This window comes from Rhodococcus sp. WS3, from assembly GCF_003797085.1.
GTDB classification, from domain to species: Bacteria; Actinomycetota; Actinomycetes; order Mycobacteriales; family Mycobacteriaceae; genus Rhodococcus_F; species Rhodococcus_F globerula.
In genome coordinates, this window is sequence record NZ_RKMA01000001.1 from 2,616,746 (window position 1) to 2,641,388 (window position 24,643).

At 62.5% G+C, this 24,643-nt stretch carries 22 protein-coding genes and 1 tRNA gene; 9 read left to right on the forward strand and 14 right to left on the reverse strand.

Annotated elements, in window-relative coordinates:
• Positions 1 to 3 precede the first annotated feature (3 nt).
• From EEB13_RS11880 to EEB13_RS11890, 3 genes are all read left to right on the forward strand, one after another.
• Positions 4 to 531: a peptidylprolyl isomerase gene (locus EEB13_RS11880; RefSeq protein WP_033235424.1), complete on the forward strand. Its 528-nt coding sequence runs from the start codon at positions 4 to 6 to the stop codon at positions 529 to 531.
• Between the two features lie 17 nt (positions 532 to 548).
• The gene (locus EEB13_RS11885; protein WP_045066090.1) at positions 549 to 1,502 is read left to right on the forward strand and encodes a rhomboid family intramembrane serine protease; all 954 of its coding nucleotides are present in this window, start codon (positions 549 to 551) and stop codon (positions 1,500 to 1,502) included.
• Between the two features lie 132 nt (positions 1,503 to 1,634).
• Positions 1,635 to 2,978, forward strand: coding sequence for an MFS transporter (locus EEB13_RS11890; protein WP_045066093.1), 1,344 nt, complete (start codon positions 1,635 to 1,637; stop codon positions 2,976 to 2,978).
• Here EEB13_RS11890 and EEB13_RS11895 read toward each other — a convergent pair.
• Positions 2,969 to 4,834, reverse strand: a complete 1,866-nt coding sequence (locus EEB13_RS11895) for a helix-turn-helix domain-containing protein (RefSeq protein WP_116104233.1) — start codon at positions 4,832 to 4,834, stop codon at positions 2,969 to 2,971. The two genes, EEB13_RS11890 and EEB13_RS11895, sit on opposite strands and share 10 nt — an antisense overlap.
• A gap of 61 nt (positions 4,835 to 4,895) precedes the next feature.
• Between EEB13_RS11895 and EEB13_RS11900 the strand changes: the two genes are divergently transcribed.
• Positions 4,896 to 6,332 carry an FAD-binding oxidoreductase gene (locus EEB13_RS11900; RefSeq protein WP_371851342.1) on the forward strand — a complete coding sequence of 479 codons (1,437 nt, stop codon included), beginning with the start codon at positions 4,896 to 4,898 and terminating at the stop codon, positions 6,330 to 6,332.
• A gap of 107 nt (positions 6,333 to 6,439) precedes the next feature.
• Entirely contained in the window at positions 6,440 to 7,288 is an 849-nt protein-coding gene (locus EEB13_RS11905) for a TauD/TfdA family dioxygenase (protein WP_033235327.1), read from the forward strand.
• On the opposite strand, the gene EEB13_RS11910 is transcribed toward EEB13_RS11905, so the two are convergent.
• The 3 genes from EEB13_RS11910 to crgA form a co-directional block, all read right to left on the reverse strand.
• Positions 7,281 to 7,868, reverse strand: coding sequence for a TetR/AcrR family transcriptional regulator (locus tag EEB13_RS11910; RefSeq protein ID WP_051730599.1), 588 nt, complete (start codon positions 7,866 to 7,868; stop codon positions 7,281 to 7,283). The genes EEB13_RS11905 and EEB13_RS11910 overlap by 8 nt on opposite strands.
• A 9-nt stretch (positions 7,869 to 7,877) precedes the next feature.
• Positions 7,878 to 8,369: a PH domain-containing protein gene (locus EEB13_RS11915; protein WP_033235328.1), complete on the reverse strand. Its 492-nt coding sequence runs from the start codon at positions 8,367 to 8,369 to the stop codon at positions 7,878 to 7,880.
• A gap of 107 nt (positions 8,370 to 8,476) precedes the next feature.
• Complete coding sequence (crgA, locus tag EEB13_RS11920; protein ID WP_033235329.1) at positions 8,477 to 8,740, reverse strand: cell division protein CrgA; 264 nt, start codon at positions 8,738 to 8,740, stop codon at positions 8,477 to 8,479.
• A gap of 222 nt (positions 8,741 to 8,962) precedes the next feature.
• On the opposite strand from crgA, the gene EEB13_RS11925 reads away from it, so the two are divergent.
• Both EEB13_RS11925 and EEB13_RS11930 read left to right on the forward strand, forming a co-directional pair.
• Entirely contained in the window at positions 8,963 to 9,604 is a 642-nt protein-coding gene (locus EEB13_RS11925) for a DUF881 domain-containing protein (RefSeq protein ID WP_080711785.1), read from the forward strand.
• Between the two features lie 22 nt (positions 9,605 to 9,626).
• On the forward strand, positions 9,627 to 10,298 hold the full coding sequence (locus EEB13_RS11930; protein WP_033235330.1) for an aminodeoxychorismate/anthranilate synthase component II: 672 nt from the start codon (positions 9,627 to 9,629) through the stop codon (positions 10,296 to 10,298).
• Between the two features lie 15 nt (positions 10,299 to 10,313).
• Here EEB13_RS11930 and pknB read toward each other — a convergent pair whose 3' ends face one another.
• From pknB to EEB13_RS11965, 7 genes are all read right to left on the reverse strand, one after another.
• Positions 10,314 to 12,245, reverse strand: coding sequence for a Stk1 family PASTA domain-containing Ser/Thr kinase (gene pknB, locus EEB13_RS11935; RefSeq protein ID WP_033235331.1), 1,932 nt, complete (start codon positions 12,243 to 12,245; stop codon positions 10,314 to 10,316).
• The gene (locus tag EEB13_RS11940) at positions 12,242 to 13,591 is read right to left on the reverse strand and encodes a protein kinase domain-containing protein (RefSeq protein WP_033235332.1); all 1,350 of its coding nucleotides are present in this window, start codon (positions 13,589 to 13,591) and stop codon (positions 12,242 to 12,244) included. The genes pknB and EEB13_RS11940 overlap by 4 nt, the downstream gene beginning before the upstream one ends.
• A 3-nt stretch (positions 13,592 to 13,594) precedes the next feature.
• Positions 13,595 to 15,061 carry a peptidoglycan D,D-transpeptidase FtsI family protein gene (locus EEB13_RS11945; protein WP_033235333.1) on the reverse strand — a complete coding sequence of 489 codons (1,467 nt, stop codon included), beginning with the start codon at positions 15,059 to 15,061 and terminating at the stop codon, positions 13,595 to 13,597.
• Positions 15,058 to 16,509, reverse strand: coding sequence for an FtsW/RodA/SpoVE family cell cycle protein (locus tag EEB13_RS11950; protein WP_033235334.1), 1,452 nt, complete (start codon positions 16,507 to 16,509; stop codon positions 15,058 to 15,060). Before EEB13_RS11950 ends, EEB13_RS11945 begins: the two co-directional genes overlap by 4 nt.
• The gene (locus EEB13_RS11955) at positions 16,509 to 17,957 is read right to left on the reverse strand and encodes a PP2C family protein-serine/threonine phosphatase (RefSeq protein WP_045066110.1); all 1,449 of its coding nucleotides are present in this window, start codon (positions 17,955 to 17,957) and stop codon (positions 16,509 to 16,511) included. Before EEB13_RS11955 ends, EEB13_RS11950 begins: the two co-directional genes overlap by 1 nt.
• Positions 17,954 to 18,418, reverse strand: a complete 465-nt coding sequence (locus tag EEB13_RS11960) for an FHA domain-containing protein FhaB (protein WP_033235336.1) — start codon at positions 18,416 to 18,418, stop codon at positions 17,954 to 17,956. Before EEB13_RS11960 ends, EEB13_RS11955 begins: the two co-directional genes overlap by 4 nt.
• A gap of 188 nt (positions 18,419 to 18,606) precedes the next feature.
• The gene (locus tag EEB13_RS11965; protein WP_141485318.1) at positions 18,607 to 20,016 is read right to left on the reverse strand and encodes a DUF3662 and FHA domain-containing protein; all 1,410 of its coding nucleotides are present in this window, start codon (positions 20,014 to 20,016) and stop codon (positions 18,607 to 18,609) included.
• A 254-nt stretch (positions 20,017 to 20,270) separates the two neighbouring features.
• Between EEB13_RS11965 and EEB13_RS11970 the strand changes: the two genes are divergently transcribed.
• Positions 20,271 to 20,356 (forward strand) — tRNA-Leu (locus EEB13_RS11970).
• 66 nt (positions 20,357 to 20,422) lie between these two features.
• Here the strand turns inward: EEB13_RS11970 and EEB13_RS11975 are convergent.
• Together EEB13_RS11975 and EEB13_RS11980 are read right to left on the reverse strand one after the other, a co-directional pair.
• A complete protein-coding gene (locus EEB13_RS11975; protein WP_084702695.1) occupies positions 20,423 to 21,094 on the reverse strand; it encodes a DNA alkylation repair protein in 672 nt (223 codons plus the stop codon).
• A gap of 87 nt (positions 21,095 to 21,181) precedes the next feature.
• The gene (locus EEB13_RS11980; protein ID WP_141485319.1) at positions 21,182 to 21,733 is read right to left on the reverse strand and encodes a DUF6226 family protein; all 552 of its coding nucleotides are present in this window, start codon (positions 21,731 to 21,733) and stop codon (positions 21,182 to 21,184) included.
• Between the two features lie 156 nt (positions 21,734 to 21,889).
• Between EEB13_RS11980 and EEB13_RS11985 the strand changes: the two genes are divergently transcribed.
• Entirely contained in the window at positions 21,890 to 22,756 is an 867-nt protein-coding gene (locus EEB13_RS11985; protein ID WP_033235340.1) for a protein NO VEIN domain-containing protein, read from the forward strand.
• A 57-nt stretch (positions 22,757 to 22,813) separates the two neighbouring features.
• Here the strand turns inward: EEB13_RS11985 and EEB13_RS11990 are convergent, their stop codons facing one another.
• A complete protein-coding gene (locus tag EEB13_RS11990) occupies positions 22,814 to 24,253 on the reverse strand; it encodes a phytoene desaturase family protein (protein ID WP_141485320.1) in 1,440 nt (479 codons plus the stop codon).
• Positions 24,254 to 24,643: the final 390 nt, after the last annotated feature.

Here is a 24,643-nt window from a genome sequence, read left to right on the forward strand (position 1 = left end):
GTGGTGACTTCAACTCATCAGACCGCAACCGCAACGCTGCACACGAACCGCGGCGACATCAAGATCGCTCTGTTCGGCAACCATGCGCCGAAGACCGTCGAGAACTTCGTCGGCCTGGCCGACGGCTCGAAGGAATACTCCACCGAGAACGCATCCGGCGCCAAGACCGGACCGTTCTACGACGGCGCAGTCTTCCACCGCGTCATCGACGGTTTCATGATCCAGGGTGGCGACCCCACCGGAACCGGCCGTGGCGGCCCGGGTTACCAGTTCGGCGACGAGTTCCACCCGGAACTGCAGTTCGACCGCTCCTACCTGCTCGCCATGGCTAATGCCGGCCCGGGCACCAACGGATCGCAGTTCTTCATCACCACCGGCCCGACGCCGCACCTGAACCGTCGCCACACCATCTTCGGTGAGGTTCTCGACGACGAGTCGCGCAAGGTTGTCGACGCTATCTCCTCCACCGCGGTCGATCGCTCCGATCGCCCGGTCGAGCCGGTCGTCATCAACAGCATCACCATCTCCTGAACAGGTAAACAACGAAGATGACTAACCCCGGTTGGGGCGGCGGTGCGAGTGAGGGCCTCCCGCCCCAACCGCGGTGCGTCCGCCATCCAGATCGACCCACTGCTCTCTCCTGCAATCGTTGCGGCCGCCCGGCGTGCCCCGATTGCCTCCGTGAGGCTGCGGTGGGCTACCAATGTGTTGACTGTGTAGCTGCCGGTCAACGCGATGTTCGACCCGTGCGTGGCGTCGCGGGTAATACCGTGACGCAGGCGCGGCCGGTGCCGGTCGTGACGTACACGCTCATGGGCCTCAACGTCCTGGCGTTCCTGGCGACGCTCGTGCAGTCGCGCAGCATCATGAACAATCAGGTCGATTCGTCGATCTTCGCCAACTGGGCCCTCAACCCCGCACTGGTTGCGGGCGGCGAGTGGTTCCGTCTGATCGGGTCGGGATTCCTGCACTTCGGAATCCTGCATCTGGCCGTCAACATGTATGCGCTCTACATCCTGGGCCGCGACACGGAGATCGTGATGGGCCGCTCCCGGTACATCAGCATCTATCTCGTGTCGCTGGTCGGCGGCAGCGCGTCGGTGATGGCGTTTCAACCGGTCTTTGCGTCGGTGACGTCGCTGTCGTGGACCGCGGGTGCTTCGGGTGCGATCTTCGGCATCATGGGCGCGCAGGCCGTTCTGTTGTTGCGTCTGCGTCGTAGCCCGGTCCCGATCATCTCGGTGATCGCGATCAATGTGATCATCAGCATTTCGCTGCCAGGCATCTCGTTCTGGGGACACGCGGGTGGTCTGCTGGCAGGCGCTGCTGCCGCTGCCGCATTCCTGTACGTGCCGCAGTGGTTGGGTGCGGGTCAAGATCGGCTGAAAGCAGTCCGGATCGGCTGGATCGCTTTTGGCGCCGTCACCGTGGTCACGATCGGAATCATCGTGATGCGCGTCGTGCAACTGCGCGAGCAGGGGCTGTTCCTCACCAGCGGCTAGAGATAGTGCACATAGCGGTACTTCTTCTGTGGAGATAATCCACATAGTGCGACGAAGCAATGAATTCTACTGTGGCTCGAGTCACGTAAGTAGAAGCGATGCTTCCGGCCATTCTTAGGAGTACCACCCGCAATGACCTCCACCGATCGCGCCACCCCTGACGGTGGAGTTGCGCCAAGCGAGATCGAATCTCGTGTGGTGAAGAAGGTAGCCAGGCGGCTCATTCCGTTCTTGATCCTGCTCTATTTCGTGAACTATCTGGATCGTACGAACATCGCGTTTGCCAAGCTCACCATGAGCGCCGACCTCGGCATGACCGAGACGATGTTCGGGCTCGCGTCCGGCCTCTTCTTTGTCGGCTATCTCCTGTTCGAGGTGCCGAGTAACTTGGCCCTCCACCGTTTCGGCGCACGCTTGTGGATCGCGCGCATCATGCTCACCTGGGGCATTCTGGCCGCGGCTCTGGCCTTTGTACCGAATGTGGGAAGTCTCTACTTCCTGCGAATTCTCTTGGGTATCGCCGAGGCCGGCTTCTTCCCCGGCGTGCTGCTCTACCTGACATTCTGGTTCCCCAAGAAGTACCGCGTTCGTTTGATGGGCCTGTTCCTGCTGACACTTCCCCTGTCGTCGGCCCTCGGCGCACCGCTGTCCGCTGCGATCATCCAGTACGGCGACGGCTTGTTCGGCCTGGCCGGGTGGCGCGTGATGTATCTGATCGAGGGCTTACCCGCGGTGATCCTGGCGTTTGTCGTGTGGTTCTATCTCACCGATCGACCCGCCGACGCCAAGTGGTTGACCCTGGAAGAGCGCACGTGGCTCATGCGATCGATGGAAGACGAGGAACGAGAACTCGGCGACGCCGGTCACCAGTCGGCCGCCAAGACACTGCGTGATCCGCGGGTTATCGGATTCGGTTTGGTGTACTTCGGCATCACGTACGGCCTGTACGCCCTGAGTTTCTTCCTGCCCAGCATCGTCGCCGGATTCAAGCAGACATTCGATACCGACTTCTCGCTCATGGAGACCGGCCTGATCGTGGCAGTTCCCTACGCAATCGGTGCCGTGGCGATGGTGCTGTGGAGCCGTCACTCCGACAAGACCGGTGAGCGGATGTGGCACGTGGCTGCGCCGACGCTCCTCGGTGCCGTCTCTATTCCGATTGCGCTGTACCTGGATTCGCCGTTCACCGTCATGATCGCCGTATCGCTCACCGCTGTGGGCGTACTGTGCGCGCTGCCGGTCTTCTGGTATCTGCCCACCACGTTCCTCACGGGAGCGAGTGCGGCCGCCGGTATCGCGATGATCAACTCCATCGGCAACGCGTCGGGCTTCGGCGCTCCGTACATCACGGGATGGCTCACCGATGTGACCGGAAACGCCAAGGCGGGCCTGTGGGTGGTGGGCGGCGTGATGCTCTGTGCTGCAACCCTTGTTGTGATGTTGGCAAAGCGATCGGACAATCCTGCTCAGATTTGACCGAGCTTCCCCGCACTGGCACGCAGTCGGATCAGGAGCGCAAGATCGAGCGCCTGGTCCGGCTGACGCCATTCGGCGCCGATCAATCGGTCGATGGATTCGAGTCGTTGATACAGGGTGTTCGCGTGGATCGCGAGGGCAGTTGCCGTCGCGGAGTGCCGGCAGTTGTGAGCCAGGTACGACGCAAGGGTGTCCAGCAACGGAACACCACGCCGGGTTTCCTCCTCGAGGAGCGGCCCCAGGGACCGCTGCGTCAGCATTTCCAGTTCGTCTCGGCCGGTGCGGCTTAGCAGGATTCGATAGATGCCGAGCGAATTCGCGGCCTCGACCTGTGATTCTCGGCCCAGAGTCTCGAGAACGTCGACGGTGCGCTGTGCCTCCACGTATGCCCGCGCCAGACCTTCTCCGCCGACGGCTGGATCGGCGATACCGACGGTGGGATTCTCAGGTGGTTGTACCCAGGCGGCAGCGACCTCGGCGGGTGTCATCCCCGGAATCATGGCAATGACGCGGGAACCATGTTCGGCAACAACAGTTCCCGGAGGAAAGATGATCTCCTCGATGCTCCGACGCGTTCGTTCGACGGCGTCGGCAGGGCGGGCCACCACCACGGTGTACGAGCGGTCCGGATTGAGACCGGCCAGCCGGAACTGCCCCGTCACCTCGGCCGGCGTCGGTGCCGGCCGGGTGATGAGGTCGACCAGGAACGCGTCGCGGGCGCGGCGGGTGGCTTCCCGGGCTGCACGTTCGCCGACCAGCGCCAGCGCTACGGCCGGGGCCGAGCGTTCGAGAACCAATCGCATTGCCGCAGTAGGATCTTGGCGTGAAGTCAGGAACAGCACGCCGAGGCGATCGCCGGCGCTGCGGACCTCGACGGCAAACAGGAACTGATCACCGTCGATCAGAGTCAGCGCTTGTTCACGTCGATCTGCGGCCAGAATTTCGAAGGCGCGCACCACAGCGCCACGCAGGTGCTGCAGTCCTGACGGGATTTCGGCCGTGCCGGTCACGAAGAACACCGGGCATCGCGTCGACGACGATGCCTCCTGCACCAGTTCGCGAACTCCTCCGCCGCGCAACACAACTTGGGTAAGCGAGCGGTCCCACGTCAGAGTCTGTTCGAGAAGTGCTGTGCGCTTGGCAAGTTCGGTATTGGCGGCGTTGACTTCCGCGACCGTCGCGCGGTACTGCTCGAGGAGGCGGGCATTCTCGATAGCCACTGACGCATGAGCGGCAAGTGCGGACAGTAGTGCAACTTCCTCGTTGCCGAAGCGTCGCTCCTGGCGCTTGCAGGCACACAACGCGCCCAGGATCTTGCCGTCGACCTGCAATGGAACGGCCAGCAGTCCGCGCATGTTCTCGGCTCGAGCGGCGTCGTCGGCGGGGCCGATGTGCGCAAACGACGGATCATTGCGGTAGTCCGGTGTCCATGCGGGAGAGGAGTTTTCGACAACGCGTCCGATGAGGCCTTCGCGGAACGGGACGGTGAGTCCGAGTAGCTGTGACGTATACGCGCCGCTGGTCACTTCGATGATCAGGATGTCGCCGTGAATGAGCGCGAGGTACGAGAGATCTACTCCGAGTAGTCGTTTTGCCTGGTCTACGATTTCCTGCAGTAGCGCGTGATGGTCGTGCATCGTGGTCAACAGTGTTGCGATGTCGTTGAGAGCGGACAGTTCGGTGGCGCGCTGGCGGCGCTGGGCGAGGAGGCTGCGCAGTTGGAGAGCGGATCGTGCTGCCTGTTCGATGTCGTGAACCGCGCCGAGAGGTGCGGCCTCGGCGAGTTGATCACGATGAGCAATCAGTTCATCCGTTGATGCCTCGGTCAGGAGCATCTGTAGCCATTGTTCGTGCATTGTCACTCCCGCGCATGGAGAAATAGCCCATGCATTCGCCGATTTCCTGGAGTAAATCTACATGGGCTGGCATTTCGGGTGTCACTATCGTGGAATTATGACTCCGCTTGATCAGGCCACCGTCGATTCCGCCGCGCTCCTCGAGGCGATCGGCTCGCAGATCGATGCGGATCGCCTGATCGTCGATCCGGACATCATGGCGAGCTACGCGCACGATGATGCCGAATGGGCTCCGTACGCCATGCCTGTTGCCGTTGTGCGTCCCCGCACCGCGGAGCAGGTCCAGGCCGTTGTCCGCGCCTGCATCGCGCACGGTGCGCCGGTGGTGACGCGTGGCGCCGGAACGGGGCTGTCCGGTGGAGCCAATGCCGTCTCCGGTGGTGTGGTGATTGCCTTCGACGCGATGAACGCCATCAAGGAGATCAACACTCTCGAGCGGTTGGCTGTCGTTGAACCCGGCGTGGTCAACGATCACCTGCGTGAGGCCTGCGCCGAGCAAGGCCTCTGGTACCCGCCGGACCCGGCCAGCGCCCCGTGGTCGACTATCGGCGGTAACGTCGCGACCAACGCGGGCGGTCTGTGCTGCGTCAAATACGGCGTCACCAAGGACTACGTGTTGGGGATGCAGGTGGTCACCGGCACCGGCGAACTCGTTCGCCTTGGGCGTCGTACAGCCAAAGGTGTTGCAGGATTCGATCTTTCGGCACTTATGGTGGGATCGGAGGGCACTCTCGGCGTGATCACCGAGGTAACCGTGAAACTTCGCCCTCAGCGCGATCCCGAACGCACCATCGTCGGCTACTTCGACTCCATTGTTGCCGCCGGCAAAGCTGTCGAAGCCGTTGCCGCAGAAGGTCTCACACCGTCAGCCCTCGAACTGATCGATCGGCAATGCCTGCTGGCCGTCGACGCGTGGAAGAACATGGGCCTCTCCGCCGATGCCGAGGTGGTGCTCCTCGGACGGATCGACACTCCCGGTGAGATCGGCGACGCCGAAGCCGAGCGAATGTTGGCGTGTTTCAACCGTTCCGGCGCTACGTGGAGTGCCCGCTCCACTGACCAGGAAGAAGCCGACGCGCTGTTCTCGGCTCGTCGTCTCGCGTATCCGGCGCTCGAGCGACTGGGCCCAGTGCTGACCGAGGACATCTGCGTCCCGAAGGCCGCGGTTCCGGAAATGTTGGCCCGCATCGAACAGATCTCGGCTCGGCACGACACCCACATCGCGAATATCGCTCACGCCGGTGACGGCAACCTGCACCCCTTGTTGATCACGCCGCACGACGACGAGGCGGCCCGTGCGCGTGCCCAGGCCGCTTTTGCCGAGATCATCGACAACGCCCTCGAGTTGGGTGGAACCGTCACCGGTGAGCACGGCGTCGGCCTCCTCAAGATGGGTGGTCTGGCCCAGGAACTCTCGCCGGCCGTGGTCGCGATGCACCACGCGATCAAGAATGCTCTGGATCCGCACGGAATTATGAACCCCGGCAAGGTGATCTGAGCGCCGCCAGTCGTAACCGAATCGATTTCCGGAGTTACATCGGCGAAATCCCACCTCCCTACTCTCGAGTTGAACCACTTGGTTCAACTCGACGTAGGGAGTCACGAATGTTCTCTTCTCAACTGACCACGGCCAGTATCGTTCCCCGGCGCGTGGACACCGTGGCGGCAGTTCGGGCAGCCATCGCGCTTGACGGCGCCGCGGTGTTCGGCGGATTGCATACGGAAACCGACGCCATTGCGTTTGCGTCGAAGTTGCTCGGTGACAAGTACATTCGCGTCGGACGCCAGTTCGAGGCAACAGCCCGCAGCCAGGACGCGGAAGCTGCTGTTGTCGACGAGCAGCCGGTGGACAAGCGTGGCCGCAAGCGGTATTTCGACATGTCGCCGGACCGTATGACGGCACACAACGACGGCTTTGCCTTTGGCGACTACGCGCCCGATTATCTGTTCCTGTGGTGCAAGCAGCCGGCGCTTCCCAGTGGTGGAGATTCGTTCCTGATCGATGCGGTCAAACTCACCAGACTGCTGGCACTGGATCCGTCCACGGCGGAGCTCGCGGACTTCTGCTGGAGCGTGGACATCGACCATTCCGAACCGAACTTTCAGCAGTCCACGTTCTCGCCCATCGCCAGGACGGTTGCCAGTGGTCGTGAGCAGGCGCGATACCACCCCTTCCTCGCGCCGATCGAGGGTGAATCCGAAGATGCGCAGTGGCCGATGGTCCGTAGATGGAGCGAGACGGTGACTCACGTGCGTGACAGCGGACCGATGTTTCGCGCCGAGGCCGGCGAGATGATCTGCATCGACAACTACCGCGTGCTGCACGGCCGTGACGGATACACCGATCCGAACCGTGAGTTGTACTCGATCTGGGGATGGTCGACCGAAGCCGTCGCGGTTCCGCAGCAGGCCCTCGACATCGTCCAACCGGACCTTGCGGCGCTGGCTATGTAATCGGTTCCGCAGCAGCGATGATCGACTCCGTCAGATGCCGAGCGGCGCGATTGACCAGTGTGCTGTCCCCACCGCCGATCAGCGTCATCTGGAACCCGCGCCACGCGGCCACGATTTCGTGTCCCAAAGTTTCGGCAAGTTCGGCGTCGACGCCGGTTTCGGCTATGGCACGGGCGGTTTCGTCGGCCCACTCGTTTGCGACGCCCTCGAGGAGTGGTCGGTACTGCTCCGAGTCGAATGCGGCCACTCCGAAGAGTTCGAAGAAGAGCCGATGGTAGGCAACAAGTTCGGGGTCGGCGAGGATGTCCCACGCGCCGTGGAGACGGTCCGCGATGGGGATCTCGGAATCGCGGATCAGATCGAGGAGGTGGGCTATTCCGGAAAAGCGAAGCCCGGCGCGGCGTAGTGCCTCGAGGAGCAAACCGGCCTTGCTCCCGAAGTAGTACAGCAGCATGCGATTGTTGGAGCCGAGGGCGCGGCTCAACCCGCGGAGCGTTGCAGAGGAGACGCCGAACTCGAGCACGTAGTCGGCAGCTAGGTCGAGAAGGCGATCGCGCTCTGCGCTCTCCGGACTACTCACCGCTCGACTCTACTTCTCGGGCGGCACCAAGCCGTGGACTGTGAGCACCTCGAGGACATCCTCGGGGTTGGTGCCCAGATCCCAGCGTCCGAAGATCAACAGTTTCTCGGTGTCGGTCGCACGGTCCACGATGTCGATCTCGAGCATGGGGACGCGTCGACCCAGACGCGGGTAGCGCACCAGGCGCACCCGGTCGATCTGTGGCCGGGGAAACACGTGGCGCGCTAGTAGACGCTGCACGGCGATAGCTGGGGTGCCGTTGTCGTCGATCACGGCGAGTCGCGGACGCTGCTTCAGGGCGAGCCCGGCCATCACGAACAATCCGATCACGGCAAGGGCGAGAAGGAACCGTCCGGCAGTCTCCGTCGGCACCACGATCGCGGCGATCGCAAGCGCGATTCCACCCGCAAACATCGCGTAGACAGCACCCATCGGAGTGGCCCACGAGACTACGTCCGAGCCGTTGTCACGAGGCTGTGGATGAAATTCATCCTCGAGCATGTGGATAACTTCCTAGGTTGTCCACAGGAGTTATCCACACTGGGGATGAATGACACCCATGTAATTGAAAGCCGGTCACGATCAGGACTAAATCGAGAACGCGCAGGTCAACGCCATTTCATGGTCATGATGAGTCCGACAACCATGAAACCGAAGCCGATCAGGAAGTTGTACGCTCCCAAGTCGTTCATCCATGTGATCGAATCTGCGGCCAAGTAATACACAATCAACCATGCCAATCCGACAAGCATGAAACCGAGCATCACCGACACGTACAACGTGCTCGACGGACCCATCTTCACCTTGACCGGAGTGCGGTTCGCCGGGTTGATCGTGTAGTCGTTCTTCTTGCGTACCTTCGACTTGGGCATAACGTCCTCGCTCTTACGGTGTGACCTGCATATGTGTACCTACACGCTAACGTAGCTGGGTCCGGCCGGTCACGGGCCGACTGGGCATGACAGAGGAAGAACCAGGACAGGAACTAGGAGAGTGACGTGGGACAAACCGTCAGGTCCACCGGGTCACGCAACACCGGGTCACGCACCTTCTGGCGCGTCGGTGTCCTTGTTGTCTGCCTCGTGGCGGGACTGATGGTCGCCACCGCTTCGCGTTCGGCCGAAGAAAATCAGCTTCAGGTCACCGACAGCACCAGGCTCTCCGATCTTGTGCGCAGCGCACAGGCAAACGCCGACGGTATCTCCTCGACGCGCGACGAACTCTCGGCGCAACTGAATGAACTGCAAGTGGAGGCCGCGCGGTCCGACGACGGCGTTGCCGAGGCGCTTGCGCAACTCGACGCGATGGCCGTCGACGCGGGTCTGACGGCCATGACCGGTCCCGGTGTAGTCGTCACCATGACCGACGCTCCGCGCAATGCGGATGGCAAGTATCCCGTCGACGCCACCCCGGACGACCTCGTGGTCCATCAGCAGGACGTCCAGAGTGTCCTGAACGCTCTGTGGGCGGGCGGAGCCGAAGCGGTCGGGATGCAGGACCAGCGAATCGTGAACACGTCGGCGCCGCGGTGTATCGGCAACACGCTGCTCCTGCATGGTCGGACGTACAGCCCGCCGTACGTGATGCGAGCGATCGGCAACACCGAACAGCTCGAGGCGGCGTTGGCCGGCGAACCGGGAATTCGCGTGTTCAAGCAGTACGCCACCAGGTTCGGTCTCGGCTATACCCAGGCGAGTTCGGGCGAGATCACAGTGCCCGCGTACACCGGCGGTTAGCTCGGGCGTTTACCCTGCTCCTATGAGGATTCTCGTCGTCGACAACTACGACAGCTTTGTGTTCAACCTGGTTCAGTACCTGGGTCAGCTCGGAACCGAAGCCGTGGTGTGGCGTAACGACGATCCGCGACTGACCGCTCCGGGCGGGCTTCATGCGGCTGCAGAGCAGTTCGACGGCATTCTCCTGAGCCCCGGCCCCGGCACTCCGCAGCGTGCGGGAGTGACCATGGACCTGGTGAAGGTATGTGCCGAAACCAAGACGCCGGTACTCGGTGTCTGCCTCGGCCATCAGGCGATCGGCGCGGCTTTCGGTGCCACCGTGGACCGTGCACCGGAGTTGTTGCACGGAAAAACGAGCAAGGTTCTTCACATGAACGTCGGCGTACTGGCCGGTTTGCCCAATCCGTTCACTGCGACGCGCTACCACTCGCTGACGGTCCTCGAGGACACCATTCCCGACGAACTGGAAATCACCGCGCACACCGAGAGTGGCGTCGTGATGGCGATGCGCCACCGCGAACTTCCCATTCACTGCGTGCAGTTCCACCCCGAATCCGTCCTCACGCAGGGTGGGCATCGGATGCTGGCCAACTGGTTGACGGTATGCGGCGAGGCTCCACCGGAAGCGCTTGTCGCTGCCCTCGAAGCTGAGGTCGCGTCGGCGCTCGGTGGAGCCCTGCCGGCAATACTCTGATTTACCGACTCTGAACTATCGGTTGGGAATTCCCAACGCTCCCACACTGACCGTGACGACCGCGTCCTTGGAGATCTCGGACCCGGCGGGCTGAGTCTGCGAGAGAATCTTGCCGACCATTTCCGGTATCAGTGTGGTGGTCTGCGTCTGCACCAACTGGCCGGCCGTTCCCGCCCAACCGGCTGCACGCAGCGTGGTCAACGCTTCGGAGACGGTCTTGTTGGTGAGATCGGGAATCGCGATCTTGTTGCCGTTTGACACCCGAAGCGTCACCGTCGAGCCCTTGGTGGCAGACGTTCCACCGACGGGATCAGTGGAGACGACCTGGCCTGCAGGCAGGCCTGAGTCGATCTCGGTTATCTGAACGACAAATCCGGCACCTTCGATGTTGGGTCGCGCCACCTCTTCACGCTGGCCAGTGACATCGGGAACGCGGACCTGTTCGGGACCGGAACCGACGGTGATCGAGACAGCCGAATCGAGAACAACCGAAACCCCGACCGCCGGATCTTGACCGACAACCTTGTCCACCTCGGCGATCGTCGACGCGGCCTGACCGATCGTGGGATCGAGTCGCAGGCCGATGGCGGTGAGTTTGCGTTCGGCGTCGTCCTGACTCAATCCGGTCAAGCGCGGGATGGCGACCTGCTCCGGTCCGGTGGAGACGTCGAGCGTGACTGTGCTGCCCTTTTCGAGGTTGACTCCGCCGACCGGGCGCGTGGTGATCACATTGCCCGGCGCAACAACCTTGTCGGTCTTGTTCTGCCGCTCGACGTTGAAGCCGGCGTTGCGGAGAGTCGCCTCCGCGGAATCGGCGGGCTGATTGGTCAGGCCCGTCGGCACGGCGACGGTTTCCGTCTTCGGCGAGTTCACCTGCCACAGGAAGGCTCCGATCAACGCGATGACGATGACGGCGGCGAAGCCCATCAACGCGTAGCGCAGACCTTTCTTCTTGGCCGGCGGCTCCGGTGCCCGCCTACTCGCGGCGGCGGTGGTGACGGGAGCAACGGGATCAGCTGCGGTGCGGAGATTTCCGGTCTCGCTGCCGACGGCACCGAGAATCGTGGTGCGATCCTCGTCGTTCATCACCATCGGCGCGCTCGGACGCTGGCCGCCAAGCACCCGAACCAGATCGCTTCGCATGTCGCCCGCGCTCTGGTAACGGTTGGCGGGGTTCTTGCTCATCGCCTTGAGGATGATCGAATCCAGCTCGCGCGGAATGTCGGGGTTGATCTCCGACGGCGTCGGCGGATCCTCACGGACATGCTGGTACGCCACGGCAACGGGAGAGTCGCCGGAGAACGGCGGCTGACCGGTCAGGACCTCGTACAGCACACAGCCGAGCGAGTAGACGTCCGAACGTGCGTCGACCTGCTCGCCGCGAGCTTGCTCGGGTGAGAGGTACTGGGCGGTGCCGATCACGGCAGCCGTCTGCGTCATCGGGCTGGACGCGTCGGAGATCGCTCGGGCGATACCGAAGTCCATCACCTTCACGGCGCCGGCGCGGTTGATCATGATGTTGGCCGGCTTCACGTCACGGTGGACGATGCCGTTGCGGTGACTGAAGTCGAGTGCGGCGCAGACGTCCGCGATCACTTCCATCGCATGACGCGGCGCCATCGGGCCGTTGCTGCGCACGATGTCACGCAGGGTGTCGCCATCGACGTACTCCATCACGATGTACGGCAGCGGTCCGGCGTCGGTCTCGGCCTCACCGGTGTCGTAGACGGCCACGATCGCTGGGTGATTCAGTGCGGCAGCATTGTGTGCCTCACGACGGAATCGCAGGTAGAACGTAGGGTCGCGCGCGAGGTCGGCCCGCAGGACCTTGATGGCTACATCTCGGCTGAGGCGGAGGTCGCGTGCCAGATGAACCTCGGACATTCCACCGAAGCCGAGAATCTCACCCAGCTCGTATCGGGAGGAGAGATTACGAGGTGTCGTCATTCGTCTTGTCCTAGCGGTTCTTCTGCAGCGTTTGTCGTGGTGGTTGTAGTTGTCGTGGTGGTTGTGGTCGTTGTGGTGGTCGGCTCGGTGGTGGTCGTCGTAGTCGGCACCGTTGTTGTCGTGGTGGTCGGCTCGGTCGTTGTTGTCGTCGGCCGCGTTGTCGTGGTGGTCGGCTCGACGGTTGTGGTGGTGGTGGGACGCGTCGTTGTTGTCGTCGGCCGCGTTGTTGTCGTCGTGGGACGCGTGGTTGTCGACGACGTCACGACGGCCGGCGAGGAATTGTCAGGGCCGTCCGTCGCGATCCACACGCCGCCGATGATCAACGCCAGAGCGATCAAACCACCGCCGGCCCACGCCATCGCCTTCTGGCCACTGGTCAGTCCACCTGCTGCGGCCGCATCGTCAGCGGCCATCGCGGCCGGACCCGCGTAGCCGGCGGTCGGGGGCATTATCTGAGTGGCGCCCGTCGGGGGCAGCGTGCCGCCCTGGCCCAATCCTGGTGGCGGCGGACGCCTTCCAGCGCGGACGGCTGCGACGGCGTCGGCGAATTCGCCACCGTTTGCGTAGCGACCGGCCGGGTCCTTGGTCAACGTGATGTCGATGAGTTCGCGGATGTTGGGCGCCAGGTCGGCCGGCATCGGAGCCGGAATCTCCTGGACATGCTTCATTGCGACGGTCAAAGCGCCGTCGCCGGTGAACGGGCGACGGCCTGAAAGTGCTTCGTAACCAACGATTCCCAGCGAGTACACGTCACTGGCCGACGTGGCGTCCTGCCCGAGGGCCTGCTCGGGAGCGATGTACTGGGCGGTGCCCATCACCATTCCGGTGCGCGTGACAGGCGCGCTCTCGACGGCCTTCGCGATACCGAAATCGGTGATCTTGACCTGACCTGCGGGTGTGATGAGGATGTTGCCCGGCTTGACGTCCCGGTGCACCACACCTGCATCGTGCGCAACCTGCAGGGCCCGACCGGTCTGCTCGAGCATGTCCAGCGCATGGGGAACCGCAAGACGGCCGACGCGCGCCAACACGGCATTGAGCGGTTCGCCGTTGACCAGTTCCATCACCAGGTAGGCAGTGGAATCGCCTGAGCTGTCCCGAGTCTCGCCGTAATCGTAAATACCGGCAATGCCAGGATGATTCAGCTGCGCTGTGGTGCGCGCCTCGAACCGGAAACGTTCCAAGAACTCCGGATCGGACGAGAACTCGGACTTGAGTACCTTGACGGCAACGCGTCGATTGAGCCGAGAATCCGTGGCTTCCCAGACCTGTCCCATACCGCCGGTGGCGATGAGACGGTTCAGTCGGTAACGATCGGCGATCAAAGCGCCATTGTTCAACGCCATGGTTCAGCCCCCTTGTATTCCGGCTGCGATAACTGCTCGACCGATCGGTGCAGCCACCGAGCCACCGGTAGCGGCAAGTCCGCGGTCGCCACCGTTCTCGACGATGACGGCGACTGCAACCGTCGGATTCTGAGCCGGTGCAAACGCGATGTACCAGGCATGCGGCGGTGTTTCGCGCGGATTCACGCCATGCTCGGCGGTGCCTGTCTTGGATGCGATCTGGACGCCGGGGATCTTGCCCTCGCCGCCGGTGAAGTTCTCCGAGCCGATCATCAGATCGGTCAGAGTTGCCGCCACCGTCGGTGAAATCGCCTGGCCCATCGATACCGGGGCCGGTGCACTGAGCTCGGTCAGGTCCGGTGCCTGCAGTTGGGAAATCAGATTGGGAGCCATCCGCACACCACCGTTGGCGACGGTAGCGGCGATCACGGCATTCTCGAGCGGCGTCACAGCGACGTCGCGTTGACCGATACTGGTCTGTCCGAGGGCCGCGTCATCGGGGATGTCGCCGACGGTGCTGTCTGCGACCGACAACGGGATGGCGGGAGTGTTGGGGCCGATGCCGAATGCCTTGGCCTCGTCCTTGATGGCGTCGGCGCCGTCCTTGATACCCAGCTCGACGAATGCGGTGTTGCAGGAACGCGCAAACGCGTCACGCAGCGACGCCGTCGGATTGGATCCGCAGGTGCTTCCGTTGTAGTTCTCGAGCGTGGTGCTGGTTCCGGGCAGCGTGATCTGCGGCGCCGCAGTCAACTGATCCTCCGGGGTAGCACCGTTCGTGAGCGCAGCCGAGGTGGTGATCACCTTGAACGTCGAGCCGGGCGGGTAGGTCTGGGAAATCGCCCGGTTCACCAACGGATCGGCTGGGTCAGCGTTCAGTTCGTCCCACGCTTTTGTCGTCTCGGCGCCGTCGTGGCCCGCAAGCAGGTTCGGGTCGTAGCTCGGTGTGCTGACCATGCTCAGGATTCGGCCGGTGCTCGGCTCGATCGCAACGACGGAACCGGTGTAGCCCTTGCTGGTCAACTGGTCGTAGGCAACCTGCTGCATTGCCGGATTGAGAGTTGTCACGACGTTTCCGCCGCGCGGATCGCGACCGGACACCAGATCGAAGAATCGCTGGCTGAACAACCGGTTGTCCGAACCGTTGAGGATCGGATCTTCGGTGCGCTCGAGGCCGGTGCTGCCGTACTGCATCGAGTAGAAGCCGGTCACCGGCGCGTACGGGTACGGATTGGGGTATTCGCGCAGGTACTTGTACCGATCCTCGGTGATGCTGGACGAGGCCAGTACCTGACCGGCAGCCGAGATCTGACCGCGCTGGCGTGAGTACTCGTCGAGCAGCACCCGCGAGTTGCGGGGGTCGGCCCGCAGGTCATCGGCTTTGATGACCTGAACGTAAGTCGCGTTGGCGAGGAGTGCGACAACCATCAACATGACGGCCATCGCGACGCGGCGTAGGGGAATGTTCATACGCGCGGCATCATCTCGGTATTGGCGTCGGCGATAGGGGGCGGACCCTTCTTCTTGGCAACTACCGGCGCGCGGGCCGCGTCGGAGATTCGGATGAGGATGGCCATCAGGAGGTAGTTCGCGAGAAGCGACGAACCGCCGTACGACATGAATGGCGTCGTCAAACCTGTGAGCGGAATCAGCTTGGTGACGCCGCCGACGACGACAAAGATCTGGATCGCGATGGTGAACGACAAGCCGGCGGCAAGCAGCTTGCCGAAGCTGTCACGCACGGCCAGTGCCGTGCGCAGTCCACGAACGATCAGGATCAGGAACAACATCAAGACAGCAGCGAGGCCGATGAGCCCCAACTCTTCGCCGATGGTCGCGATGATGAAGTCGGTCTTGGCGAACGGCACCTGATTGGGCCGGCCACTGCCCAAGCCTGTACCGGCGATACCGCCCGTGGCCAGGCCGAACAGCGACTGCGAAATCTGATAACCGGTGTTGGCGTAGTCGCCGAGCGGATCGAGCCACGTGTCGACGCGCACGCGGACGTGGCCGAACATCTTGTAGGCGAAGAAGAATCCGATGGCGAGCAGTCCGCCACCGATCACGAGCCACCCCACGCGCTCGGTGGCAATGTACAGCATCACCAGCACCGTGCTGAACAGCAGCAACGACGTACCGAGGTCGGTCTCGAACACGAGCACCCCGACGGACACGATCCAGGCGAGCAGGATCGGACCGAGATCGCGGGCACGCGGAAAGTCCATGCCGAGGAAGTGCTTGCCGGCCGTGGTGAACAGATCGCGCTTGGCAACCAGGACCGACGCAAAGAAGATGATCAGCAGGATCTTGGCGAACTCACCAGGCTGAATACTGAATCCGGGCAGGCGAATCCAGATCTTCGCGCCGTTCACACTCGAGAACTTCGCCGGCAGGATTGCCGGGATCGCCAAAAACACCAGTCCGGCCAGACCCAGCGTGTAGCTGAACCGGGCCATCAACCGGTAGTCCCTCAAGAACACCAGCAGCAGAACAAAACCCGCAATCGCCAAGGCCGTCCACATGACCTGCTGGTTAGCGTCCGGCGATGGCGCTTCGACGCCGTTGTACAGCGCAGTCTGTTGGTCGGCCAGGTCCAGACGGTGAATCAGGACCAGGCCGAGGCCGTTGAGCAATGCCACGATCGGCAACAGCAACGGATCCGCGTACGGCGCATATCGCCTGATCGCCAAGTGTGCAATCAGGAACAGACCCGTGTACGCGAGCGCGTACTTCGCCAGATCCAGAGTGATCTTCTGCTCCTGGCTTGCCTCCACCAGGAGCAGTGACACCGTGGTGATGATGACGGCAAACCCGAGCAGCATCAGTTCCATGTTGCGCCGAGTGGACTGGACCGGCGCCGGAGCAAAACCTCCGGGCGGGCTCGGAAAAGCCGTCCCAGCAGTGGCGTTGGACGACATCAGTTGACCGTCCTGCAAGTCTGACCGGGGATTCCGGTCGGGGTCGGTGCCGGTGTCGGAGTGGTGGTTGTTGCCACGGGAGGCACAGGCTCTACCGGTGGCGGCGGCGCTTCGGTAGTCGGAACCACCGCTGTTCCCACCGGCGGCGGCGTCGGAGTCGCCGAAGTCGTGGTGGACGGAATCGATTCACAACGAGGCAGAAGGTCGCCGCCGATGAGCCGGATCATCTGGCTCTGCGCGTCCGTACGATTGCCAGACGGCAGCCCGGCCCTGACCTGTTCCTGCGCCGACGGTTGCAGATCGGTCACCTCGAGGACGTTGCAATCGCTCGGGATCTCGTTCGGGGAGACAAGCGTCAGGACGTCGTCGTCGCCGACGCACCCGATCAGGTCAGCTTCCTGCAGAGAGTAACCGAGGACTGAACCGGGAATTCCGCGCAGCACCGTGACGCGGCCCTCGTCGGCTCCGACGTAGTAGTTGTTGCGGATAACGGTGCGTCCGATGACGGCGCCAACTCCGATCACCGCGAGCAGCACAACGGCGATAACCACCCACCACAACCGGTTCCGCTTCTTCTTCGGCTCGGGTTCAGGTTGGGAAACAACACGTTTGGGTGTCGCGCGCGGTGGACGCATAGCGGCAGCGCGTCCGGCAGCGGTATTGGGAGGAGGAGTGAACTCTTCTTCCTCGGTGGACGCGGCGCCCGCGACGATGGGACGTGACTGTCCGTAATCGAGGTCGATGACGTCGGCCACGACGACGGTGACGTTGTCCGGACCGCCGCTGCGCAGGGCCAACTCGATGAGTCGGTCCGCGCACTCTTCCTGCGAGCCCTCGCGCATCGTGTTCTCGATGGTTTCGTCGCTGACCACGTCGGACAATCCGTCGGAGCACAGGAGATAACGATCGCCGGCGCGGGCTTCGCGCATGGTGAGCGTCGGCTCGATCTCGTTGCCCGTCAGCGCGCGCATGATCAGCGACCGCTGCGGGTGAGTGTGTGCCTGTTCTGCTGTGATCCGGCCCTCGTCGACCAAGGACTGAACAAAAGTGTCGTCGCGGGTGATCTGCGTCAGATGGTTGTCGCGCAGCAGATACGCGCGCGAGTCACCGATATGCACCAGGCCGAGCTTGCTGCCCGAGAAGAGAATCGCGGTGAGCGTTGTCCCCATGCCGTCGAGTTCAGGTTCTTCCTCGACATGATCGGCAATGGAGTCGTTGCCCTCACGCGTTGCCACCTCTAGCTTGCCGAGCAGATCCTCGCCGGGCTCGTCGTCGTCGAGATGCGCAAGCGCCGCGATCATCAGCTGCGACGCAACTTCACCGGCCGCGTGGCCGCCCATACCGTCGGCCAGAGCCAGGAGGCGAGCACCCGCGTACACGGAATCTTCGTTGTTGGAGCGCACCAGACCACGGTCGCTGCGCGCCGCGTAGCGGAGAACAAGGGTCACGGGCGTAGCTCGATTACCGTCTTGCCGACACGGACCGGGGTACCCAACGGGACCCGCACAGCCGTGGTGACCTTGGCGCGGTCCAGGTACGTGCCGTTGGTGGAACCAAGATCTTCGACGTACCAGTCGGCCCCGCGTTGGGAGAGCCGCGCATGGCGCGTCGACGCGTAGTCATCGGTCAGGACCAGCGTGGAATCGTCGGCGCGACCGATCATGACGGGTTGCGAACCCAACGTGATGCGAGTGCCGGCGAGAGCGCCCTGTGTGACAACCAGATAGCGAGGCACCTTCGTTTTACCGAGGGAGGGGAGGACTTTCCCGGCGCGTGTGTACCGCTGAGGAACACGCACTCCGGAGCCGGCGTAGATATCCGACCGCAGCGTGCGCAGGACTGCCCAGACGAACAGCCACAAGAGGAGCAGAAAGCCTGCCCGTGTGAGTTGCAGAATCAGGCCCTGCACGGCTGTCCACCTCCTTCTATGGCTCGATCCCCGCCGCAGCAAGGGTTCGAGCGTTGTCGACTGGCAGCATCATATGGGGCACGGGGCCCCGAAAGATCACGATACTGACATGGAGTGCCGGAGGCGCGCCGACGGACCGCCCTATGTTCGATTGTTATCGGAATATTCGCCAGCAACCTTCGTCACACTCAGAGGATACGGACCAAGATCTCGGAGTGACCAGCGCGAATGATGTCGCCGTCGGCGAGTTGCCAGTCCTGAACCGGCGCCCCGTTAACTGTGGTGCCGTTCGTGGAACCGAGATCGGACAGCATTGCCGTCCGGCCGTCCCAGCGGATGTCGATGTGACGACGTGAAACACCGGTGTCGGGAAGACGGAACTGTGCTTCCTGGCCGCGGCCGATGATGTTGCTGCCATCGCGGAGCTGGAAGTGGCGTCCACTGCCGTCCTCGAGCTGGAGGGTTGCCGTCACAGCAGCCTGCGGGGCTGCGGGCGCGTAACCACCCTGGTTGTAACCCTGCTGGGCGTACGACTGTGTCTGGTCGTAGTTGCCGCCCTGATTGTTGTATGCCTGCTGGTCGTAGCTGCCCTGATCGTAAGACTGAGCGTCGTACGGCTGCTGCTGGTAACCCTGCTGGTCGTAGCTGCCCTGATCGTAAGACTGGGCGTCGTACGGCTGCTGCTGGTAACCCTGCTGGTCGTAACCACCCTGGTACGCCTGCTGGTTGTAACCGCCCTGGTCGTAGGACTGCTGATCGTAGGCAGGCTGCTGGTAGCCGCCCTGCTGAGCGTCGTACGGCTGCTGCTGGTAACCCTGCTGGTCGTAGCTGCCTTGGTACGCCTGCTGGTTGTTGTTGTACGGCTGCTGCTGGTAGCCCTGCTGGTTGTATCCACCCTGGTCGTAGGGCGCCTGCTGCGGCTGATCGTCACCGGTGCGGTAACCGTCGCCGCGGTCGTACCCGTTCTGAGGCGGCGCTTCCTGGCCCCGTGGTGCGGGGTAGTTGCCGTCGTCGTGTGAGTATCCGTTGCGCGCCGGCTGCTGATCGGGCTGGCGACCAGCCGGTTCGCGGCTGGACTCGTAGCCTGAGTTCTGCGTCATGGTGCCGGCTCCTGGTTGTGACGGGACTGGATTCGAAACAGGGGGAACAATAGGTGCAGGTGATTGTGGCGGTCGAGACGATACCTGCGGAACATTGGACCGGGGCGATGCTTGGTCGGCATCGTCGTCCGGGTCGACAGTGCCGCGGGTGCGGAACTGACCGGTATGCAATGTAGGCGAGGGCTCGAAAGTCACCGAAATATCGCCATACGTCTGCCAGCCCTGATCTCGGATGAAATCCTGCAGATGCCGGCTGAAAGCCTTGATAGTGAGGTCGCGGTCGGCCGCCAACTCCTCGTGATCCGAATTGTTGATCGTGATCACATAGTGGTTGGGGGCAAGGAGAATTCCGCCGCCGAGGTGCTCGACGCGGTCGCGCGCTTCCTGTTGGAGCGCAGCCTCTACTTCTTGCGGTACGACGCCGCCGCCGAAGACACGTGCGAATGCGTCGCCGACAGCTCCTTGAAGCTTTCGCTCAAAACGCTGAACGATGCCCATCGGGGTCTCCTCTCGCTTCGCATTTCCCGGTGGAAAAATGCTCGGCAACTAGCGCCGGCATCGCCCACTCGCGTGTCGTTCGAACTACTGTCAGGTTCCACGGTACTGTCAAACGGCTGTTCGGCAGTATCTGCCTCTGGTTCCTGCATGATATCGGTTCCTCCCACTGAAGTACCCTGTGTTCTTCGTTTCATGCCGTGACCAGTACGAATAGAAGTTTCAAATGTTGTCGTGATAATGTTTCGACGTTGCTCGGGCGAGTGGCGGAATGGCAGACGCGCTGGCTTCAGGTGCCAGTGTCCTTAGGGACGTGGGGGTTCAAGTCCCCCTTCGCCCACCACAGACGAGGCCACAAACTCTTTCGAGTTTGTGGCCTCGTTTTTTGTTGGTTGAGGTAGTCCGGAAATTACGCGTTGTTCTGTCGTCGGACCATCTCGTTGATCCAGATGGGTGCAAACGGAGATGTGCAGTTCGGGGGAGTCGGGTAATCCTCGAGTACCCGCAGTCGTTCACCGATGTCGATTGCCCGCGCCCGGTACTCGGCGTGCTCGATCCCGATCTGAGCCAGGGTGTGGTTCATCGCCCACTGCAAGCGATCGGGGGCGTCCTTCATCTCCGCCTCGATGACGTCGAGCAGACGCGCTAGGTCGAGGCCCTCGGGTTTCTTCGCCACGCGCTCGGTGGTCAGTGCCCAACCGGCGCTCGCGACCACTGGATCCGAATCGCCTGACCAGGCGAGGCGCAGTTCCTCGGAGTGCGGGTTCTTCTTCACTACATAGTTCACGAGCCAGTCGTGAACCTTGGGAGTGCGGGCCTCCCGCAACATGGCGTCCAACTCGTCGCGGTCGAACGCCTTCGGACGGCAGATCAGGATCGCCAGCAGGCGCGCTGCGGTGTCCTCCGTCTTCCAAAGCTGTTGTGCGAGTTTCTGCTGCGTCTTCAGTCGCTTCGCGATGGCGCGCAATTTGCTGAGGTTCACGCCGTGATCGTCGCCGTGCTTCTCGTTCACCGCGCGGGCTTTCGGATCCTCGAGTGCGGCCAGTTCGGCGATTACCTCGGCCACTGTCGTATCGGCCACCTCAGCTTTATCGGCCACCTCAGCCTCCTGTCTTTCGCGTCTGAGTTTTCAGTCTAGGAGGGCAGTGTCGTCAGGAGGGCAGTGTCGTCAGGAGGGCAGTGTCGTCGACCATGGTTTCCAGTGGCCATCCTGCGGCGGTTGCACCGGTGCGGCCCGAAGTTCAGCGGCTCGCTCCTTGGACAGAGGTGTTTTGCCGCTACGCCCCCAGTCATTGCCTTCCCAGGAATGTTCGAGGACCGGTGGGATGCTGCCCGTGATGCGTTCGGACAGCTGCCCGGTGGTAAGAGCTTCGGCGTAGTTTGCCAGTTCCCGCGCAACGTCTTCGGCATCCTCATCGCACGCGTCGCATCCGCATGCGGGGAGCGCGATGTGCTGCCACGCACCGACGTCGAGATACAACCCGGGAAACGAGGTGAAGGTGATCGCGAGCGGTGCCTGGTCCACGTGAACTGGAGTTATCTGTACAGACTCCAACGTCGCGACGGTCTTGGACTTCGACGGTGCCGCCGGACCGCGGGAAATCGTCACGTCGAACCTGGATACCAGATCGCTGATCAACTCTTCGGCAGCCGGTATCAACGGAGCAAACCGTTCCGGGTTCGTGACGCGCCCGTATGCCTCTTCGGGTGGATCGTCCAACGTTGTATCCCTCCGCTTTGTCCGAAAAGACGTCCCCGCGGGGACGTTTCGATCAGAATCTACGCAATTCAGACGGATACTGCTTGTAGTCGAACCCGAAGTGCGACCGAACCCTACGATCTTGGTACGGACCAGTCTGCGCAGGAGGTATCGGCCATGCACGGTGCATTGATCGTTACATGGAATCCGGATCAATGGGATTGGGGTGCCGCCTATCTCGATGCCATCGACCAAACAGTCAAACGCGTAAAGGTCAAGGACAGCTGGTCTACCGGTGTGCGAAAGAGTGGGGTGAGCCCAGGTGACCGGGTCTTCCTGCTTCGTCAGGGAACTAAGGGACGAGGAATAGTTGCCAGCGGAAAAGTGACCAGCGAAATTTACGAGAGCAAGCATTGGGATGGTTCGGCGCGTCCGGCAAACTATGTCGACCTGCGGTGGGATGTAGTCCTCGCAGTCGAAGATCTGTTGCCGACTGAGGCCTTGGAAGAGGCTATGCCTGAGCAGCATTGGCGGCCTCAGGGCGGCGGCATCATGCTGGCGGCGAACGCAGCGTTGGATCTCGAAATGTTGTGGGTTGCACACCGGGACAGCCTTGATGTCGAGGCGGAAGGCCGCTTGGGTAGAGGGGCAGCTCAGGGGCGACTGCAGGACCCGGTGCTCCGGAAGAAGATCGAAGATGCTGCACAAGACCGCCTGATGGAGCATTATCGTTCGCGGGGCTGGAAGATAACGGATACCAGGCTTGGTAGTCCTTTCGATGCGACGGCCGAAAAGGGCGGAAAGCTGCTGTACTTGGAAGCCAAAGGCACACAGACTCTTGGCGCTGCCGTTCTGGTGACCCAGCGCGAAGTCGAACATGCGCTCGCTCACGCAGGTTCGACGATGATGGGTATTTGGTCGGGAATCAAATTCAACGATGACGACGAGGTTGATCAGAACTCAGGATATTTCCGCATAATCCCTTTCGATCCCGAATCGGGTGAGCTGACGCCTGTGACATTGAAGTGGTGTCCGGACGACTAGGTAATCACCGTCTTGTGGCGAGGCATTTGTCCGAAAAAGCGTCCCCGCGAGGACGTTTCAGCTCCTGGTCTTCAGCGCCGACTGCGCCGCGTTGTAGCCGCACATCCCGTGGACGCCGCCGCTCGGGGGAGTTGCGGACGAGCAGAGGAAGACACCAGGAACTCCGGTGGCATAAGGATCCAACCCGAACCTGGGGCGGGCGATGAGCTGCCTCGGTGTGTTTGCTCCGGCAGAAATGTCCCCGCCGACGTAATTGGGGTTGTAGGCCTCCATCTGCGGGACGTTGCGAACATGCACGCCGACGATCCGGTCCCGGAAACCGGGTGCGAAGCGTTCGATCTGCCGAGTGACGGACTCGGTGACATCACCCGAATATCCATGCGGGACATGTGCATACGACCAGAGTGGGTGGATGTCTCCCACTGATCGTGATGGGTCGGCCAGGAATTGCTGACCCACGAGAATGAATGGTGCTGAGGGTATTTCACCCCGGGCGGTCTGACGTTCGACGGCGGCGATTTCCGGCATCGATCCGGCGAGATGCAAGGCGCCGGCTTTTCGGGCGTGTGGATTCGTCCACGGTACGACGCTTCCGTCGGAGTCGCCGCGCACGGCGTAGTCGACTTTGTAGGCGGCGGGTCCGTAGCGGTACTTGCGGTAGGCCCGCGCAATTCGATCGGGCTGATGGCCGTCGAGGAGTCGAGCGGCGGCGTCGGGTGCGAGGTCGAGCATCACGATGTCGTAGCCGGCCAACGAGGAGAAGTCGGTGACCCGGTTTCCGGTTTCGACGGTGCCGCCGAGGCTGCGCAGAATGGAGGTCAGAGCAGCGGCAATAGAGCCGGAGCCGCCGCGGGCGACTGGCCAGCCGTGTGCGTGGGCGCCTGCGGTGAGCATGAGTCCGCCCGCACTGGACAGTGGGGTAGTCAGCGCACCGAACATGTGCGCGGCGCTGCCACCGAACAGCGCCCGGGCCTGTGGGGTCTTCCACATACGTGCGAAACCAGCTGCGGGGAGAATCGCGCCGGCGCCGAACCTGGCCAGTATCAGCGGGTGTTTCGGGATATGGACGATCGGTTGAAAGACGTCCTCGACCAACGCGTCGAAGTGCTCCGACAGATACCCGAATACCGAGCGCCACCGCTTACCGTCGACGCCCATCTCGTCGGCAGTTCGGTCGATATCGCGCCACAGAACCCCGGCGGTCCCGTCGTCGAGTGGATGGACCAGATCGATTTCGGGCCAGAGCCATTCCAATCCGTGATCGGCGAAACCGAATTCCCGGTCGAGTCCGCGGAAGAACGGTGATGCCAGCGCGGTGGGATGGAAGCCCGCGCAGTCGTCGTGGATGAGTCCGTCGACAATGTATTCACTGCTGCGGGTGCCGCCGCCGATCTTGTCGGCGCCTTCGATGACGTGGACCGCGATACCGTGTCGGGCGAGTTCGATTGCCGCTGCCAGTCCGTTGGGGCCGCTGCCCACGACCACCGCTGTTGTCATGCGGCTGAGCGTACGGAAATCGCAGGGAGCGTAGGGAAATCACACGAATGAGATTCCGTTAACAATTGATGCCGCAGCAGCCCTTGGTTGATCGATCAACTTTTGCTACAGTTTCAGACACACTGGCCGCAGCTGATCTTTATCGCTGCGGCCAGTTGTTGCATTTGTCGCACTTTTAGGCCGGTTGCCTGGGGATTCGGTATCCTGTGAAGCGGAACTTTTCTGCACGAACGCAGCCCTGAATCTTTCCGAGGCGCTCTCGGGCGTCCTGCATCGCCGCAGTTCAGAGCAAATATAGGGCTACCTTAGTTGCGCGCATGCTGGGGTTCTGAATTATCGTTTTCGTTACACGGTTGACTCGCAGAAGTTTCAACCGACTGTGCCGGACAC